This window comes from Pseudomonas sp. 5C2 (genome assembly GCF_034314155.1).
Taxonomy (GTDB): domain Bacteria; phylum Pseudomonadota; class Gammaproteobacteria; order Pseudomonadales; family Pseudomonadaceae; genus Aquipseudomonas.
In genome coordinates, this window is sequence record NZ_JAVIWH010000003.1 from 1,441,956 (window position 1) to 1,460,305 (window position 18,350).

Annotated in this window: 14 protein-coding genes and 1 pseudogene; 3 read left to right on the forward strand and 12 right to left on the reverse strand. The window is 59.2% G+C overall.

Features of this window, described 5'->3' with window-relative positions; all coding sequences use genetic code 11:
• Positions 1-138 precede the first annotated feature (138 nt).
• The 5 genes and pseudogenes from hutU to hutC form a co-directional block, all read right to left on the reverse strand.
• The gene (hutU, locus tag RGU44_RS21455; protein ID WP_322177416.1) at positions 139-1,839 is read right to left on the reverse strand and encodes a urocanate hydratase; all 1,701 of its coding nucleotides are present in this window, start codon (positions 1,837-1,839) and stop codon (positions 139-141) included.
• Between the two features lie 493 nt (positions 1,840-2,332).
• Positions 2,333-2,830 carry an Lrp/AsnC family transcriptional regulator gene (locus tag RGU44_RS21460; protein WP_322177417.1) on the reverse strand — a complete coding sequence of 166 codons (498 nt, stop codon included), beginning with the start codon at positions 2,828-2,830 and terminating at the stop codon, positions 2,333-2,335.
• 177 nt (positions 2,831-3,007) lie between these two features.
• Positions 3,008-3,913 (reverse strand): annotated as a pseudogene (gene ctlX, locus RGU44_RS21465) (citrulline utilization hydrolase CtlX); the annotation flags it as partial.
• Positions 3,914-4,101: 188 nt separating this feature from the next.
• A complete protein-coding gene (locus RGU44_RS21470; RefSeq protein ID WP_322177418.1) occupies positions 4,102-4,671 on the reverse strand; it encodes a HutD family protein in 570 nt (189 codons plus the stop codon).
• Positions 4,668-5,378, reverse strand: coding sequence for a histidine utilization repressor (hutC, locus tag RGU44_RS21475; RefSeq protein WP_322182988.1), 711 nt, complete (start codon positions 5,376-5,378; stop codon positions 4,668-4,670). Before hutC ends, RGU44_RS21470 begins: the two co-directional genes overlap by 4 nt.
• Before the next feature lie 202 nt (positions 5,379-5,580).
• Between hutC and RGU44_RS21480 the strand changes: the two genes are divergently transcribed.
• A complete protein-coding gene (locus RGU44_RS21480) occupies positions 5,581-6,945 on the forward strand; it encodes a formimidoylglutamate deiminase (protein ID WP_322177419.1) in 1,365 nt (454 codons plus the stop codon).
• 105 nt (positions 6,946-7,050) lie between these two features.
• Here the strand turns inward: RGU44_RS21480 and RGU44_RS21485 are convergent, their stop codons facing one another.
• The 7 genes from RGU44_RS21485 to RGU44_RS21515 form a co-directional block, all read right to left on the reverse strand.
• Positions 7,051-7,620 (reverse strand): lipocalin family protein, encoded by a 570-nt coding sequence (locus RGU44_RS21485; RefSeq protein WP_322277889.1) that lies wholly within the window; start codon positions 7,618-7,620, stop codon positions 7,051-7,053.
• 18 nt (positions 7,621-7,638) lie between these two features.
• Entirely contained in the window at positions 7,639-7,893 is a 255-nt protein-coding gene (locus RGU44_RS21490) for a hypothetical protein (RefSeq protein ID WP_322177421.1), read from the reverse strand.
• Positions 7,894-8,015: 122 nt separating this feature from the next.
• The gene (locus RGU44_RS21495) at positions 8,016-8,618 is read right to left on the reverse strand and encodes a DUF924 family protein (protein WP_322277891.1); all 603 of its coding nucleotides are present in this window, start codon (positions 8,616-8,618) and stop codon (positions 8,016-8,018) included.
• Between the two features lie 3 nt (positions 8,619-8,621).
• Positions 8,622-9,632 (reverse strand): class 1 fructose-bisphosphatase, encoded by a 1,011-nt coding sequence (locus RGU44_RS21500; protein WP_322177423.1) that lies wholly within the window; start codon positions 9,630-9,632, stop codon positions 8,622-8,624.
• Between the two features lie 144 nt (positions 9,633-9,776).
• The gene (locus RGU44_RS21505) at positions 9,777-11,090 is read right to left on the reverse strand and encodes a DUF3999 domain-containing protein (protein WP_322278487.1); all 1,314 of its coding nucleotides are present in this window, start codon (positions 11,088-11,090) and stop codon (positions 9,777-9,779) included.
• 80 nt (positions 11,091-11,170) lie between these two features.
• On the reverse strand, positions 11,171-13,966 hold the full coding sequence (locus RGU44_RS21510) for a DUF2339 domain-containing protein (protein WP_322277892.1): 2,796 nt from the start codon (positions 13,964-13,966) through the stop codon (positions 11,171-11,173).
• Positions 13,967-14,120: 154 nt separating this feature from the next.
• Complete coding sequence (locus RGU44_RS21515) at positions 14,121-16,574, reverse strand: glycogen/starch/alpha-glucan phosphorylase (protein ID WP_322177425.1); 2,454 nt, start codon at positions 16,572-16,574, stop codon at positions 14,121-14,123.
• 234 nt (positions 16,575-16,808) lie between these two features.
• On the opposite strand from RGU44_RS21515, the gene pip reads away from it, so the two are divergent.
• On the forward strand, positions 16,809-17,780 hold the full coding sequence (pip, locus tag RGU44_RS21520; RefSeq protein ID WP_322177426.1) for a prolyl aminopeptidase: 972 nt from the start codon (positions 16,809-16,811) through the stop codon (positions 17,778-17,780).
• A gap of 10 nt (positions 17,781-17,790) precedes the next feature.
• Positions 17,791-18,228 carry a D-aminoacyl-tRNA deacylase gene (dtd, locus tag RGU44_RS21525; protein WP_322277893.1) on the forward strand — a complete coding sequence of 146 codons (438 nt, stop codon included), beginning with the start codon at positions 17,791-17,793 and terminating at the stop codon, positions 18,226-18,228.
• The last annotated feature ends 122 nt before the right edge of the window (positions 18,229-18,350 follow it).

The window sequence follows — 18,350 nt, forward strand, 5'->3', positions numbered from 1 at the left end:
GCGACCACCTTCTATGGGGGAATGCGAAGAACTCTGTAGGAGCCGGCTTGCCTGCGAATGGGGCGGCTCGGTGTATCAGGCCAGACGCCTTCGCAGCTGGACGCTTAGTTGCACGCCTGCCCCCACAGGTTTATGCGATCAGCGGTTAACCATTGGCAGGTTCAGGCCCTGTTCTTTGGCACAGTCGATAGCGATCTGATAGCCCGCATCCGCGTGGCGCATGACGCCGGTGGCCGGGTCGTTGTGCAGTACGCGGGCGATGCGTTCGGCTGCTTCATCGGTGCCGTCGCAAACAATCACCATGCCCGAATGCTGAGAGAAGCCCATGCCGACGCCGCCGCCGTGGTGCAAGGACACCCAGGTCGCGCCGCTGGCGGTGTTGAGCAAGGCATTGAGCAATGGCCAGTCAGACACGGCATCGGAGCCATCCTGCATGGATTCGGTTTCACGGTTCGGGCTGGCGACCGAGCCTGAGTCCAGGTGGTCACGGCCAATAACGATCGGTGCCGATAGCTCGCCGCTGCGGACCATTTCGTTGAACGCCAGACCAAGCTTGGCGCGCTGGCCCAGCCCGACCCAGCAGATACGTGCCGGCAGACCCTGGAAGGCGATGCGCTCACGGGCCATTTCCAGCCAGTTGTGCAGGTGGGCATCGTCCGGGATCAGTTCCTTGACCTTGGCGTCAGTCTTGTAGATGTCTTGCGGATCGCCCGACAGCGCAGCCCAACGGAACGGACCGATGCCACGGCAGAACAGCGGACGGATATAGGCCGGTACGAAACCTGGGAAGTCGAATGCGTTTTCTACGCCTTCTTCTTGAGCCATCTGACGGATGTTGTTGCCGTAATCGAAGGTCGGCACGCCCATTTTCTGGAAGTCCAGCATGGCGTTGACGTGAACGGCCATGGATTGCTTGGCAGCCTTCACGACGGCCGCTGGCTCGGTCTTGGCGCGAGCGCGGTATTCGTCCCAGGTCCAGCCTATTGGAAGGTAGCCGTTGAGTGGATCGTGGGCGCTGGTCTGGTCAGTGACCATGTCGGGACGCACACCGCGACGGACCATTTCCGGGAGGATTTCAGCGGCGTTACCGCACAGGGCGATGGAGATCGCCTTGCCTTCGGCGGTGTATTTGGCGATGCGTGCCAGTGCGTCGTCGAGGTCAGTAGCCTGCTCGTCGACGTAGCGGGTTTTGAGGCGAAAATCGATGCTGATCTGCTGGCATTCGATGTTCAGCGAGCAGGCACCAGCCAGCGTCGCTGCCAGTGGTTGAGCGCCACCCATGCCGCCCAGCCCTGCAGTCAGTACCCAGCGACCTGTCAGGTTGTCGTTGTAGTGCTGGCGACCGGCTTCGACGAAGGTTTCATAGGTGCCTTGAACGATGCCTTGGCTGCCGATGTAGATCCAGCTGCCGGCGGTCATCTGGCCGTACATGGCCAGGCCCTTGGCATCCAGTTCATTGAAGTGTTCCCAGCTGGCCCAGTGCGGCACCAGGTTGGAGTTGGCGATCAGGACGCGTGGGGCGTTGCTGTGGGTCTTGAACACGCCGACCGGTTTGCCGGATTGAATCAGCAGGGTTTCGTCGTCATTCAGGTTGGTCAGGCTTTCGACGATCTTGTCGTAGCACTCCCAGTTGCGCGCGGCGCGACCGATGCCACCGTAAACCACCAGTTCTTTCGGGTTTTCGGCGACTTCGGGGTCGAGGTTGTTCATCAACATCCGCAGCGGTGCTTCGGTCATCCAGCTTTTAGCCGTCAGTTTGGTGCCACGGGCAGCGCGGACTTCGACGTCACGGTGCTTGGTCCAGGTTTCCGGGGTCCAGTGTTGGGTATTCTCAGTCACGAAAAAACTCCTCAGCGATCAATCCAAACCAGCCCAGGCAGTGGGCAAGCCGGCCTGTGTCGAGCATCTCGAAACAGACGAAACAGGTTTAGCAAGTAAATGGGGCAAGGCATGTGCATCGGGGTTGGGGTGGTTACCGGCTCTCTCTTACGCACACATCTTTACTTGTACATACAAGCATATGCAATCGGAAGACCAACTCGCTTTGCGGGTCGGCAATAAATCTTTAAACCCGCTGTGAGCCTCGAAATAGAAGGGCTGGGCGGATACCAAAAAAGATGAGATTTTTTTGGTCAGGACGTGGGCCTGTTGTGACGAGGTAGTTTTGCGCGGTATTGGGGCGTTTGGTAACAGTTTGCGAGAGGAGGGTGCGCGAGGAGAAACGGTTTGGAGAGAGGGGCTCTACAGGTCAGTCGTAGCGTTTGCACCGTGTTCTCGCCGCTGCGTTGCAATGGAGGACCTTGTGTCCTCCATTGCAACGCAGCGGCGATGACTAATCGTAGTGACTGGCGGTGTTTTTCACGTCAGCCAGCTCTGGGTGGGCGACCAGTTTGTCGATGTGCAGTTCGTCGTTGTTCAGCCAGGTTTCGGTGAGTACCCGGTAGTGCTCCATGTCTCTGCAGCGCATGCGCAAGCTGTAGTCGAACGGACCGCTGATGAGTTGGCATTCGAACACATGCGAGCATGCTTTGACGCACGCTTCGAAGGCTTTCTGGGCGGCCCGCCCGCTCTGATTGGACAGGGCAACCAGCACCAGCAGTGACAGGCCCGGCGAAACGGCTTTGACATCGATGATGGCGCTATAGCCACGAATCACACCGCGCCTTTCAAGCTTGCGTACCCGTTCCAGACAAGGCCTGGGGGTCAGATGAACCAGCGATGAAAGCTTCTCGTAGGTGATCCGTCCGTTATGCCGCAAGACGTCGAGAATGGCTTCATCGATGCGATCCAGGGGGGCTGTGCCAGGAGGTTCGTTATCCTTCGTAACCATTGGTTTTTTCACTTCAATCGGCTGGACAGAAACTGCGTAAGTCGTTCGCTGTTCGGGTGACCATCACTATGGTACGACCTTCCTCAGCCAGCGTCTGTATGACCTGAGGACCTCGCCTACACGCCGCTGTGTGGTAGGAGGGCAAGGATCAGGCGCGTTTTTTTGGGCTATCAGTGTAGGCAGATGAATTTCGGCGAGCATGCAGCGAGCGCTGCCGCCACCAATGCTTTCGATATGGTCGATGTTCACCACCACTGGCTGGGTGTGTCGTTCGATGTGCTGTTGCTGGGCGGGTTCGAGCGATCGCCAGGCACTGCGGGACATTACCAGCAACGCTTGACCGTTCTTGTCGTGCAGTTCAAGCATGTTGCCGGCGAAGGACTCCAACTGATCCCAGTTCAACGTGAGGATCTCTTTGCCGGTGTCATGCAGGGAGTTTTGCAGCGCTGTGCGTTCTTTGAGGTTGGGCAGTGCTTGCAGGCAGACCACCGAAAGGTGGCGGCCGACACTCATCATCACGTTGCTGTGATAGATAGGTGATTGATGGCGGTCGACGGCATGGAACAGGCACAACGTGTAGTTCAGGCGCTCGGCAAATTGGCGCAGGGCATCCGCGTGTGTTCGTCCAGAATGGCAGGCATAGCTAATTCGATGTTCGCGATCAAGCACCATGCTGCCGGTGCCCTCAAGGAAAATGTTCTGCTGCTCCAGCGGGCTGAAGTCGATGGTTTCGCGAATGGCGTAATGCTGGTCGAGTGCTTTCAATACCCCTTTTTGCCGCTCCAGACGTCGATTCTGGCCTTCCATGGGGTAGAGCACGAGACTGCCGTCGGCATGGCTACTCCACCAGTTGTTCGGGAAGATCGAATCCGGAGTATGCGGCGCTGGCGTGTCTTGCACCACCAGCACGTCGACACCGTATTGACGCAAGGTCTCGACATAACCGTTGAACTCTTCCAGCGCTTTATGCTGTGCCTGTTCAGGGTCGCGCGGCGCCCGCTGAAAGCGGTTGTTGATGGCGGTGTCCGGGTTGAAGGCGAACCGCGCCGGGCGGATCATCAAGACGCTGTTGGTGGTTTGCATGGAGCGCGCATCCAAGGGTTGGTTATGCGTCCATCTTGTGCCCGACATCGTTGTAATTCTTGCTGACCTGGCTGGGTTGCCCAGCGGGGATGGCCGAAAAAGGCGGCGCTACAGCCGATTCGGCTGCTAGGGGGAGGGCGACATGAGTCGCGTCGGCCCTTTCGTGAAGAAGGCAACGCCGTTTCGAATCAGATCGCAGTCAGTTCAATCAAACAGCACGAACCGCTGACGGAGATTTCCAGCAGTTCACGGTTACCGTTCAGTTGCAGGCAGTCATGTTTGCCGAGCGTTTCGGTGGTGGTCCCTACGCTGACCCTCAAGCCCTCAGCCACGCTGAAGACCAGCACGGTGCCTGCCGAGGTAAAAAACCGCTGCTTGCTGTCGATCCATTGCAAGCGAGCGGTGTAACGATCCGGCGCATAGATCAGGTTGAAATCACGAATGGCGCCACCGAGCAGCGTGCAGGCCACCTGGCTTTCGCCGCTGAAAGCGAAGGGGTCCAATGGCAGCAGGGGCCGAGTCGTTTGACCGTCCACGTGCAGAGTCATGCCCGCGCCTTGGAGCACGGTAATGATTCGCTGATAGCCGGCGAAGGTAGAGAAACCGCCCGACTCGGCGATGTCGGCAATCGACAGGCGCCAGCCGAAGCCGTCGAGGCCAACACCCGCATCGCGAGTGATTTCCTCCGTACTGCCCCCGCCATTTTTCCACGGCATGCGCGGGTAGCTGGCTGCGCGCAAAACAGTGAGCTGACTCATTTGCTGAAACGTCCTTCCAGTCGATGCCTGGAGCCTGGGTGGATAAGGCGCGCGGCTGTCACTGGCTGGCGCCCGGACCAGGTCCGGCGGCGAATCAGCAGGCAGGGCTCGCCAGGTTCTATTTGCAGCAGTTTGCATTCCAGCGGTTCGGCCAGAATCGCTTCGACCACGTGCTCGCCCTCGGTCAGCGGTGCGACTTGCGACAGGTAGGCGTAGGGCGTTTGCAGGGTGAAGTCCTGCTTGAGGTAGTCGGGCGCGACCAGAGCGTTGACGAAGCGGTCTTCGATTTGCACGGGAATATCGTTTTCGAAGTGCACGATCAGCGAATGAAACACCCGCTGACCTTCACGCATGTCCAGTGCCAGGGCGCGCTCGGAGCCTGCGGCCTCTTCATTGAGGATGATGACCTTGCAGGTGTGACGATGGCCTCGCGAGGCGATCTCATCGGCAATGTTGTGCACTTCGAACAGCGCCGACTGGCTCTTGGGCTCGGCGACGAAAGTGCCCACGCCCTGCATGCGCACCAATAACCCTTCGGCGGTCAGTTCGCGCAAGGCCCGGTTGATGGTCATGCGGCTGAAGCCCAGCTGGGTCACCAGTTCGCTTTCTGACGGCACGCGATGATGTGGCGCCCAGGTTCCGTTCTGGATCTGCTGGGCGATCATATGCTTGACGCGGGCGTACAGAGGCGCCGGACTGTCGCCCATTTGGGCAGCCAGCGAAGAGACGGCAGGCGGAGTCGGCACAGTGAAATCCTTGTTCGATGGGTGATGATTCGGGAAGTGGGTCCATGGCGCAGATGCGCTCAAGCTAACCATTGATCCGACCGACGACAAGCTTGCTGGAGTTTACCGAGCAGGCAAACGTCTGTATATGTATATACAAATAAACACGATGGAGTGTAGAGCCATGTCCGCCTTCTTTGCCGAGCGCGCATTATTGCCCAGTGGTTGGGCCAACAATGTTCGTTTCGACGTCAGCGCCGATGGCCTGCTCACCGGTGTCCAGGTCGATACCGATGCGCAGGGTGCCGAGTTTATCAAGGGGCCGTTGTTGCCGGGTATGCCTAATCTGCATTCGCATGCCTTTCAGCGCGCCATGGCCGGTTTGGCCGAAGTGGCAGGTAACCCGAACGACAGTTTCTGGACCTGGCGCGACCTGATGTACCGTCTGGTCGGGAAGATCAGCCCGGAACAGCTCGGCGTCATTGCTCGCCAGCTGTACATTGAAATGCTCAAGGGCGGTTTTACCTCGGTCGCTGAATTCCATTACGTGCACCAGGACACGTCCGGCAAACCCTACGCCGACCCCGCTGAGTTGGCCCTGCAAATCAGCCAGGCTGCCAGCTTCGCGGGCATTGGCCTGACCCTGCTGCCGGTGCTGTACAGCCATTCCGGTTTCGGTGGCCAGGCGCCTGACGAGGGGCAGCGTCGCTTTATCCACAGCACCGACAGTTATCTGGATCTACAGGCGCGCTTGGGCCCGATTCTGGCTCGGCAGCCCGCGCAGGCATTGGGTCTGTGTTTCCACTCGTTGCGCGCCGTCACTCCGCAACAGATCCGTGACGTGTTGGCCGCCAGCGACAAGCAGTGTCCAGCGCACATTCATATCGCCGAGCAGCAGAAAGAAGTCGAAGACTGCCTGAGCTGGAGCGGGCTTCGTCCGCTGCAATGGCTGTACGAAAATGTCGCTGTGGACTCACGTTGGTGCCTGGTACATGCCACCCATGCCGACCCCGATGAAGTTGCGCTGATGGCTGAAAGTCGCGCAGTGGCCGGTTTGTGCCTGACCACCGAAGCAAATCTTGGCGACGGAATCTTCCCTGCGGTGGACTTCATCGCGCAGGGTGGACGCTGGGGGATCGGTTCGGACAGCCATGTGTCACTGAGCGTGGTCGAAGAATTGCGTTGGCTGGAATATGGCCAGCGTCTGCGTGATCAGCGACGTAATCGGTTGCATCGCAGCGATCAGCCAATGGTTGGGCGAACCTTGTACGATGCGGCGCTTGGTGGCGGGGCGCAGGCCTTGGGGCAGGCGATTGGCTCGCTCCAGGTGGGGCAGCGCGCGGACTGGCTGGTGTTGGATGGCAACGATCCCTATCTGGCGACGGCCAGTGGCGACGCGATTCTCAATCGTTGGCTGTTCGCTGGGGGCGATCGGCAGATCCGCGATGTGATGGTCAATGGTCGCTGGGTAGTGCGAGCTGGGCGTCATGCGGGCGAGGAAGAAAGCAGCAGGGCGTTTGCCCAGGTATTGCGGGAATTGCTGGGATAGTCAGGCGGATCTTATGCGCCTGACATGTCGCCTTCGCGAATAAATCTGCTCCCCCGGCTCAGTTTTCTGCGGGAGCTGATTTATCCGCGAAGCGGTTCATACGGTCTATTTTCCGACAGGTTTGGCGATTTTCGAATCATCCACGCGCCAGATCAGCTTACTGGTGTCGTAACCCTGCTGACGTGCTTTGGCCAGCAGCTCCTCGCGCGTTGCATCGGACACCCGCGTGTTGCGCGACAGTAGCCACAGGTATTTGCGGTTCGGGTTACCTACCACCGCAGTTTTGTAGTCATCGCTGACATACAGCACCCAGTAACCACCCTTGGCGACGCCCGGTAGCAACCGGGAAAACCAGGTATCGAACTCCACCCAGAGCTTGTCGGTTTTATCAGGGACTTGCGGCGACGCTGTGCCGTGCACTTCTTCCCACTTACCCTCAAGTGTCCGACAGCGGTTGGTCACGCCCACGTTGCCATCGTCTTCAAGGATGTAATGGGCTTCGGACTTCGCACAATTGCGTTGGAAAAACATCGGCATCCGCGCCAACTCATACCAGGTCCCCTGGTAACGCTTGAGGTCAACATGATCGACCGTCTTGGGTTCGATCAGCTCGCTCGAGGAGTTGGCGCACCCTGCCAGCAATAGACCCGCCAGCATCCCTATCCATAAACGCATAAGGCTCTCCTTTCAGGCTTACTTCAGGCCCTGGCCGGAAAACATCAGCACCTTGTCGCCTGCGTATTGCACGCTGATAAAGGTCTTCTGATCGCCCCATGTGCAGCTAGACATGCCCAGCGCGCCGGAGCAATCAGTCGGGCTGCCCAGCAGCTTTTCGACTTCGGCCTTGGGCATCCCTGAGGAGATTTTCGAATAATTTTCCTGAGTGACTTTACTGCACGCAGCCAACAGCACACAAAACGACAACAACGCGAGGGTACGCAGAGACATGAGTGAAGCTCCTGAACAGTAGGGGGCGGCGCTACAGCGTGTAGGACGCTGGCGAATTGCCAATAGGTTAGAAGAGAAATACGCGATCTGGTTCCCGTGGGCGGCAGGGATTTATATCTCGCTTAAAATCGCGACCCAGGCTCTTTCAAAAACACCCGTTCTTCAGCTGTTGATGTACGTCCAAGGATTTGATTGCGGTGGGGGAAACGCGAGAAACGGGCAATGACCCTTTGATGCTTTTTGGCGTAATCAAGTTGGTCGGCGAAGACGTCATGATCCGTGGCCGATTGCTGGTGGAACAGTTCGGTAAAGTGGGCAACGGCTTGATCCTGCATCTCCAGGTCTTCACTGTGTTCCAGCACCAGGTAGATGAATGATCGCTGGATCGGCAGCAAATGCTGGTCGCGGCCCAGTTTCAGGCCGTGTTCGACCAATGCCTGGGCGCGTTGATCGCCTGCAAACGCCTTGGGCGTATCGCGATAAATCATGCGCGGGAGTTGATCGAGGAGCAGTACCAGTGCAAGCCAGCCTTGAGGGGATTCGGCCCATTCGGACAGCCCTCCCGCCAATGCGTGTTCGACCTGTACAGCGAAACGCTCGCGCGCATAGCTGTCCTGGCTTTTCTTCTTGCCGAACCAAAGCGGGCCCTTGGCCTTTACCACGTTGGTTGGTGATTCGGCTGAACCGAACCACCATTCAAGCAGCGGATGCCAGGGCGCGTACATGGCTTAGACGTTGTGATAGGACGTGGCGCGCTCGACTTCTTCCTTGGAACCCAGGAAGACCGCGACACGCTGGTGCAGGCCTTCAGGCTGGATGTCGAGGATGCGCTGATGGCCGTCGGTGGACATGCCGCCCGCCTGTTCTACGATGAACGACATCGGGTTGGCTTCGTACATCAGGCGTAGCTTGCCTGGCTTGGACGGGTCACGGCTGTCACGTGGGTACATGAACATGCCGCCACGGGTCAGGATGCGATGCACGTCGGCAACCATGGCTGCGATCCAGCGCATGTTGTAGTTCTTTTTCAGCGGGCCGTCTTCGCCAGCCAGCAGTTCGTCGACGTAGCGTTTGACCGGAGCTTCCCAGTGACGCGCGTTGGACATGTTGATGGCAAATTCCTGGGTGGTCTCAGGGATCCGCATGTCTTCGTGGGTCAGCACGAAGCTGCCCAGCTCGCGATCGAGGGTGAAGCCTTTGACGCCGTCGCCCAGGGTCAGGACCAACATGGTTTGCGGGCCGTAGATCGCGTAACCGGCAGCAACTTGCTGGGTGCCCGGTTGCAGGAAAGCTTTCTCGCTCAGGTTGTCGTTCTGGCTCAGGTGACCGCTCGGGCAACGCAGCACCGAGAAGATGGTGCCGACCGACACGTTGACGTCAATGTTCGAGGAACCGTCCAATGGGTCGAATACCAGCAGGTACGCGCCTTTTGGGTACTTGCCGGGAATCTGGTAGGCATTGTCCATTTCTTCGGACGCCATGCCGGCCAGGTGACCGCCCCATTCGTTGGCTTCGAGCAGAATGTCGTTGGAGATCACGTCGAGCTTTTTCTGCACTTCGCCCTGTACGTTTTCAGTGTTCATGCTGCCGAGCACACCGCCCAGCGCGCCTTTGGAGACGGCGTGGCTGATTTCCTTGCATGCGCGTGCTACCACTTCGATAAGGAAGCGCAGATCGGCAGGAGTGTTGTTGCTGCGGGTCTGCTCAATCAAATAGCGACTTAGGGTAACGCGGGACATGGAGAGCTCCGAAGTGGGGGATAAAAACCCGCACAGTTTAGCGCGAGTGGACACGTAATACTCCAGTCAGACCGGGTTCTGGCCCATAGAGTTCACATGTCGGTTGAGAGTAGCCTCAAAACGGCAACAAGCAGGTGACCCTGCTCAAGATTTTGCCGAGGGCGTGCGCAACAGGCTCACTGCCATCCAGCCAAGGAAAACGACGCCCAGCAACAACACTGCCCATAAACCGGTGCGCTTCCAGTCCGTGCCTTTCACGGCCGGTGTTGGCGTGCGTGCGATGACCACGGGTGAGGCCGCCGGTTGCGCAATGCCCAGTGATGCGAGCACCTGCGGTTGATAATCGGGGATCAGCGTGGACAGCGGCAAGTCTGCCGCCCGCGCCGCCGTGTTACCAATGGCGAGAGTATACGGCCCTGCACCTTTGGCCAGGAACACCAGTTGCGTGGCGCGGACTGCGAAACGCAGTTGTGGGGCCGCAGTGCCCAGACCGCCGCCACGCTCATCCACATCGAGCTTGAATTGCTGCACGGTACGGCCAGCCAGCTGTAACTCATCCTGCAGCACGTCCTGACCATTCTGTGTCAGTCGATACAACAAGCCGCCGCCCACGATTTGCCACGGGGCGTTGCTGTCGAGGCGCGCCGACAGGGTGGCCGGTGCCAGACTGTTGGCCTGGCTGATGTCGACCTTTACGCGCTCCACGGCTAGATCAATGGGCAATTGCCAGCTGTATTCGCCCGGTTTGACGGTGCTGCCCGCCAGCGGTTGTGACCAGACCAAAGGCTGCGGCAGGTGGTCGGGGCTGGCGCTGATCAATTGCGCGGAGGTCAGTGTCGGTGCGGAGTTCGGGGTGTTCCACAGCAAACGCAGGTAGCGCGCCGGTTGGCCGGGTAGAGTGACTTCGCGTTGCTCGATCACTTCATCGGCAAACGACAGTCGTGCAACCTGGCCCTCGCCCCAGGATTGCCAGTGCTGCAGATCGTTACTGGCCTCGATACTGAAGCGCTGAAAACCTTCCCGTTCGGTGTTCCAGTCAAGAATCAACTGCTCCAGCGGGGCCTTGATCTCGCTGGTGTCGAGCAGCCAACCGCGCAGTACTTCTTCGCCGGCTTCGATTTCGCCTTGTGGTTGCACTTCAACCAGCGTGCCGCTGGCGGTGCGCTCGACCCGAATCGTAGGCACTGCATCACTGGCATCGGCGGCGTCATAGAGGGCAAACCACTTAACCGGGATCGGCGTCTGGTTTTCCCGGCGCTGAACGTCGCTATGGGTCAGTGAGTACGCCAGTGCCTGGCCCTCAGCGTTGAAAACGCGAACGTCACCCAGACCGGCCTGACGCGCACCCAGTTGTACCGCCAGCGGTAGTTCAAGGCGATACCACGGGCCATTACCGCTCAAGGTCAACGGTACCTGACTAGCGAAATCAGCCGGTTTTTCCTGCGCATGGGCGGACATCGTTGCGAAGAGGGCCGCACATAACGCCGCGCCAAATACGGCGCGGATGAAGGTTGACTGACAGCTCAAGAATGAGTTCCTCATACGATGGTCCTAGTCGGATCGGGCGTAGATTTTTTAGAGGGCAAAGGCATCGGCGACGAAGGTCCGGGCGGCAAGGGAGAGAAATATCCCACTACCAATAGCAACACGCCAACCCCGATGAACGACACGATACGCGCCAGTCCACCGCGGTTGCTCAGTTCGACGAAGAACAGCTTGGCGACCACCACACCGATCAGTGTGGCGCCAACGATCCAGATATCACGTCGGCCGCGCAGGTGTCCGCCAACCATCAGTGCTAAGGCCATCAAGGTCCAGACAATCGACAGACCGGCTTGCACCCTCATCGAATCCAGCAATTCATCCAACTGATAGGGCACGCCACTCCAATTATGGGCCGTGCGCATGACCATCCCAGTGAACAGGGCGAATAAGCTAGCCCCTGCTACCACCTGTGCCACTCGCTGCGCGCGATCATGGGCGATACCGAGTTGAGGCAATCGGCTGCGCGCCCAGACGAATACCCCGGCCAATGCGAGCAACAGGCCCAATTCCAGCGGATTGAGCAGTGGCAGATAGGCCAGCGGTGCGGCGGCACCGTCGCTGACGATGTTCGCCAGCCAGAACCAGATCAACATCAGCAGCGCCAAGGGGGCAGCGGCCCAGACCCGGTATTCACGGGGATAGGCCTCGATGGGCCACGGCAGTGCGCGGGGCGCAGCCATCAATAGCAAATAGGTGCTCGGCAGCAACGCCCAGCCCAGCCAGCGCCATGCGTTGTAGTGTTCGGACAATGTCATCAAGCCGAAGCGCAACTCCAGCGCCAACACGCCGATGATCAGCCAGAAACCCAAGACATGTGCCGCGCTGACCACCCAGCTCGGCAGTGTGCCCGCCAGGTGCCGCAGCGACAGCAGATGTACGACGAACACCGCGCCCCACGCCAGCCAACCCCAGTAGGCTGCCGGGTGATAGCTGGCGTTCAGCGCGAGCAGCAATAGCAAGGTGCAGGCCGGGGTCAGCAGAGTACAAAGCACTGCCAGTGCCGACCAGTGCAGTCGCAGGGCGAGGACCGTCCATAGCGCGACGCTGACAGCCGCGAGGCATAGCAACGTGGGTATTTGCAATTCGGTCGGTGCGAATCGTTGTGCGCCGTTGACCAGTGCCACAGCCCACCAACCCACTCCCCACGCCAGCAGCAATGCGCTCAGACGCTGCAGATTCATGGTTTTCATGGGGATTGCATTGACTGGGCTCAGGCGTTGCTGGAGCCACGCGCTGAGCATCGCGGCCAGCGCGAGGACCATCGGCGTCCAGGCATCGCGATGGGCCAGTAAAGTGGTGTCGGTTCGATACAGGTCGCCCTGTAGGTCGCCGAACAGCGCGAGGCCTGCTCCCAGCTGCAACAGCAGGCCGAAAGCGCGTGCCAGCACTCGTTGCTGACGCAAGCCCAGCCAGAAAACGGCCGCGCCTTCCAGGGCCCACGCGGCCGAGGTCCAGCGTGCATCCAGCCCGAGGGGTATCGCCAATGACGCGAATACCACACCCAGTGCCAGGCAGGTCTCCACTAACAGTAAGGCGCGTCCCGGCGCCCGGCCGGACAGCAGGCGCGCCAGGCCTATATAGAGCATTCCCATTACCAGCGCGCTGTAGGCGGGAGCGAACTCCATGTGTTGGACCAGCGCGAACTGCAGGCCGAAACCGACAATCGGTGGGCCGAACAAGATGCTGCCGTCGACGTAGTCACCCTGGCGAGCTGACCAGCGCAATATCGCTTCGCGGCTATTGTCTTCGGGCGCGGTGCTCAGCTCTTGCAGTTTGCGTCGAGCGAACAGCAGACCAATCGCCAGATACATCAGGAAAAACACGATCAGAAACGGCTCGGTGCTCCAGAACAGTGCGGGCGTGTATGCCTGCAGGCCCCAGACGAAACCGATGCCGAAGGTGCCGACAAAACCGATCAGGTTCAGTAGGCGCCAGGCCTTGAACCAGGCGATGGCAAAAATCCCGGCATTGAGCAGTGCGAAGTAACTGAACAGGGCTACATGGCTGCCAGCGCCGGTAGACGTCAGCAGCGGTGCGGCGAATCCTCCGAGTGCCGCCGCCGCAGCCAGACCCAGTGCGTCCTGTTTTACCGCGAGGATCGCCGAGAACACCGTCACCACCACCAGCAGGCCGAACGCCATGTTCGGGTCGAGCAACGCATTCAAACACATGGCGGCAAATACCGTCAGGTACAGCACGCCGACCCCCGCGCCCTGCAGGATCAATGCGTAATTGCGGTTGCGTTGTCGTAGCCACCAGCCCAGCGCCAGCAATGCCAAGGCGCAGGCGGCAACGGCGGCGTAGCGGGCTTCCAGTGGAATGACCACACCTTCAGTGGCGTAGCGCAGCAAAAAGGCCAGCCCGAGGAACAGCAGCAGCACCCCGACCCGCAGCACGGTATTACCGCCCAGCAGCCAGTTACGTACGCCGGCCAATGCGCGCTCGATCATGTTTGGGGTTGCCGGCGTAGAAACCGGGTTCGGCGTTGCTGTTGGCTGGGTCCATTCGTCGTCGACGGGCAGATCCCAAGTCAATTCGGTGGCTGCTTCAAGGGCGGGGGGCACACTGACAAGTGGCTGAGCCGCAGGCGCCGGGATTTCAGCGTTGCCAGGAGCAGATTCGAGGAGGGTAAGGCGTTGCTGAACCGCCTCGAGCTGACGGCCAAGCAGGGTCATACAAATGGCCTGTCCAAGACCAAGCCCGGCGAGTGCGCCGATTGCAGCACCCACGAAAGACTCGTCCAGGTAACCACCCAGCACGAGACCGACCAGCAGGAGAATCCATTGCACGCGTTGACATCCCTTTATGCGGCTTGCCTGGAGTATATCGGTCCAGGCCGTCGGGGACATGATTTGTAGCGGAGGTCGGCGATGAATTCACTCGCGAAGACGGCACGCCGGGTAATCCGTGTCAGGCCATTCGCGAGTGAGTTCACCCACAGATTTATTCCTCCAACGCTTTCCAGATGTCGTTCGAATATTCGCGAATGGTTCGGTCCGACGAGAACCAGCCCATCCGTGAAGTATTGAGCACCGCTGAGCGCCACCACTGTTTAGGGTCGTGCCACAGTGTCTGGACCTTGCCTTGAGCCTCCCAATAGGACTCGAAGTCGGCGCACACCAAAAAGCGGTCGTAAGCGATCAATTGATCGATCAGGCCGACATAGCGGTTTGGATCATCCGGTGAGAATACCCCGCCCCGGATCGCTTCCAGCACATCATTGAGCCGCGGTGAACTCGCGATATCGCCAGTGGCACTGTAATCGCCGGCGCGTTTTCGTGCTTCGACCTGCTGCGACGTCAGGCCGAAGATGAACATGTGCTCAAGTCCGATTCGCTCGCTCATTTCCACGTTGGCACCATCAAGGGTGCCGATGGTCAGTGCGCCATTGAGGCCGAATTTCATGTTGCTGGTGCCCGAGGCCTCCAGGCCTGCGGTGGAGATCTGCTCCGAGAGGTCGGCGGCCGGGATAATACTTTCTGCCAGGCTGACGTTGTAGTTGGGTATGAACACCACTTTGAGCAAGCCGCGCACGGTGGGGTCGTTGTTTACGGTGCGAGCGATGTCATTGGTCAGTTTGATGATCAACTTGGCCGTGTGATAACTGGCGGCTGCCTTGCCGGCAAAAATTTTCACCCGCGGCACCCAGTTAATCTCCGGTTCGGCCCGCATTGCCTGATACAGCGCGATGGTGTGGAACAGGTTCAACAGTTGGCGTTTGTATTCGTGGATGCGTTTGACCTGAACGTCGAACATCGCCGTTGGGTCGACCATGATTCCCAGCCGCTCATGAATGAGGGTCGCCAGGGCTTGCTTGCTCTTCAGGCGCTGAGCGGCAAATTGTTGGCGGAACGCTTCCTTCTCGGCGAACGGCTCTAACTCGATCAGGCGTGATTCAGCATTATCCAGAACGTCTGCACCCAGGGCCTCGACCAGCATGCGGGTCAATGGCGGGTTGGCCTGATGCAGCCAGCGCCTAAAGGTGATGCCGTTGGTTTTGTTGTTGATCCGCTCGGGATATAGCTTGTGCAATTCGGCGAACACGGTCTTGCGCATCAATTGGGTGTGCAGCGCCGACACGCCATTCACACTGTGCGAACCCAGAAACGCCAGGTTACCCATGCGCACGCGGCGGCCGTTGTCCTCTTCGATCAGCGAGACTGCGCGCAGCACTTCAAAGTCGTGAATGCCTTTGGCCCGCAATTCGTCGATGTGCAGGGCGTTGATCAGGTAAATGATCTGCATGTGCCGCGGCAGCATCCGCTCCATCAGGCCAACCGACCAAGTCTCCAGCGCCTCGGGAAGCAAGGTGTGGTTGGTGTAGGCCAGGGTGTCGACGGTGATCTTCCAGGCCGAATCCCATGGGATGCCGTGGGTATCGATCAACAAACGCATCAACTCGGCAACGGCGATCGAAGGGTGCGTGTCGTTCATCTGGATCGCGGCGTGATCGGCCAGCGAGTGTAGGGATTCGTGCATGTTCAGGTGGCGTCGCAGCAAATCCTGCAGCGACGCGGAAACGAAGAAGTATTCCTGGCGCAGGCGTAGCTCCTGACCGGCTTCGGTGCTGTCGTTGGGGTACAGCACACGGGAAATACTTTCTGCGCGAACGACTTCGGCTACCGCACCAAAGTGATCGCCGGCATTGAAGCGTTCAAGGTGCAGGTCCTCGACCGCCCGTGCCCGCCACAAGCGCAGAGTATTGACGCTCGATCCGCGCCAGCCGACCACCGGGGTGTCGTAAGCAACGGCGCGCACAACTTCCGCCGGACGCCAGACCTGGCGTTGCTCGCCCGCTTCATTGACCAGCGTCTCGACGCTGCCGCCGAAGCCGATCGGGTAAATCACCTCGGCACGCTCGAACTCCCAAGGGTTACCGAAGTCCAGCCAGTTCTCGGTTTGCTCTTGTTGCCAGCCATCGACCACGGCTTGACGGAACAAGCCATGCTCGTAACGAATACCGTAACCATGGGACGCGACACCGAGGGTCGACATGCTCTCCATGAAGCAGGCAGCCAGACGACCGAGACCGCCGTTGCCCAGCGCGGCATCCGGTTCGAGCAAGCGAATGCGCTCGATGTCCACGCCCAGCTCAGTCATGGCTTCACGAGCGATGTCCAGCAGGCCAAGGTTGCTCAGGCTGTCGTAGAGCAGTCGGCCGATCAGGAACTCGAGAGACAGGTAATAAACCCGTTTCTGGCCTTTACGGTAAATCTGTCGGGTGTGGTCCATCCAATGCTCGACCATATGGTCGCGGGCGGCCAGGGCGATTGCTTCGAACCAGTCATGGTCAAACGCGTGATCTGGATCTTTACCCACCGCATAAGTGAGTTTTTCGAGTACAGCGGCACGGAAAGCGGCCACCTCGGCGTCACGAACAAGCGGTTCCTCTGACATCAATACGACCTCTAACGAGCAGACGAATAGGAAGCTGGATGATTAACTCTAGATGGTTCGACACGGGTCTGTCTTTCTGGTTCGCGGGTAATTGCAATTGATGAAAACCCTGCATTGATCGTTCCATCGCGAGCAACCCTTCTCTCTCTGGGGGCATGATCATTCTTCGATTCGGGTTTATGATGCTCCACGGCAAAATAAATAGAAGCCCCTGACCGCCCCTTTGGAGCACCTATGCAGACTTTGTACCCGCAGATCAAACCTTACGCCCGGCACGATCTGGCCGTGGAAAAGCCTCATGTGCTGTACGTCGATGAAAGCGGTTCGCCCGAAGGTTTGCCAGTGGTTTTCATCCACGGCGGGCCGGGTGCGGGTTGCGATGCCCAGAGCCGTCGGTTTTTTGACCCGAATATGTACCGCATTATTACCTTCGATCAGCGCGGTTGTGGGCGCTCCACCCCCCACGCCAGCCTGGAAAACAATACCACTTGGCATTTGGTCGAAGACCTGGAACGTATTCGTCTGCACCTGGGGATCGAAAAATGGGTGCTGTTCGGCGGCTCCTGGGGTTCGACCCTGGCATTGGCTTACGCTCAGACCCATCCGGAACGCGTCCATGCCTTGATCCTGCGGGGCATCTTTTTGTGCCGGCCACAGGAAATCAACTGGTTCTACCAGGCGGGTGCCAGCCGCTTGTTTCCCGATTATTGGCAGGACTACCTGGCGCCGATTCCGCTGGATGAGCGCCATGACTTGCTGGGCGCCTTCCACAAACGCCTGACGGGCAGCGATCAGATCGCCCAGATGCACGCCGCCAAAGCCTGGTCCACCTGGGAAGGGCGCACGGCAACGCTACGGCCGAATCCGATGGTGGTGGATCGCTTCTCGGAACCGCAGCGCGCGTTGTCTATCGCCCGCATCGAATGCCATTACTTCACCAACAACGCGTTCCTCGAAGAGAATCAGTTGATTCGCGATATGCCCAGGATTGCTCATTTGCCGGGCATCATCGTGCATGGCCGCTACGATGTGATCTGCCCACTGGACAACGCCTGGGAGCTGCATCAAGCCTGGCCCAACAGTGAACTGCAGGTGATCCGCGATGCAGGTCATGCGGCATCCGAGCCGGGCATTACCGATGCGTTGGTGCGCGCAGCCAGCCAGATTGCCCGTCGGTTGCTCGATCTGCCGCCCGAAGAAGCGTGAAAGGCCTGGTATGAAAGGTCTGCTCCAGCGCGTGAGTGGCGCGCACGTCGAAGTGGCGGGTGAGATCGTAGGTGCCATTGATCAGGGCTTGTTGGTATTGATCGGCGTCGAGCCGCAAGATACGCGCGCCAGCGCCGATAAGTTGCTGAGCAAACTGCTGAACTATCGGGTGTTCAGCGACGCCGAAGGCAAAATGAACCTGTCGCTCAGGGATGTCGGTGGCGGTTTGCTGTTAGTGTCGCAGTTCACCTTGGCTGCTGACACCAAAAGCGGCCTGCGGCCGAGCTTTTCAAAAGCCGCACCGCCCGCGCTTGGCGCCGAGTTATTCAGCTATTTGTTAGAGCAGGCGAGAGGCGTGCACGATAAGGTTGCAGCAGGCCAATTTGGTGCGGACATGCAGGTTCATCTGGTCAATGATGGCCCTGTGACATTTTTACTTGAGAGCTAAACAGGCGATTGCCCTGGGCCGCCCTGATTTATCAGGTGAAAAAGCAATAAATACTTCATCGGACCTGATGCGTTGTAACGCGGCCTGCTAGATAATCGCGCGCTACGGGGATCAGCGTTCGT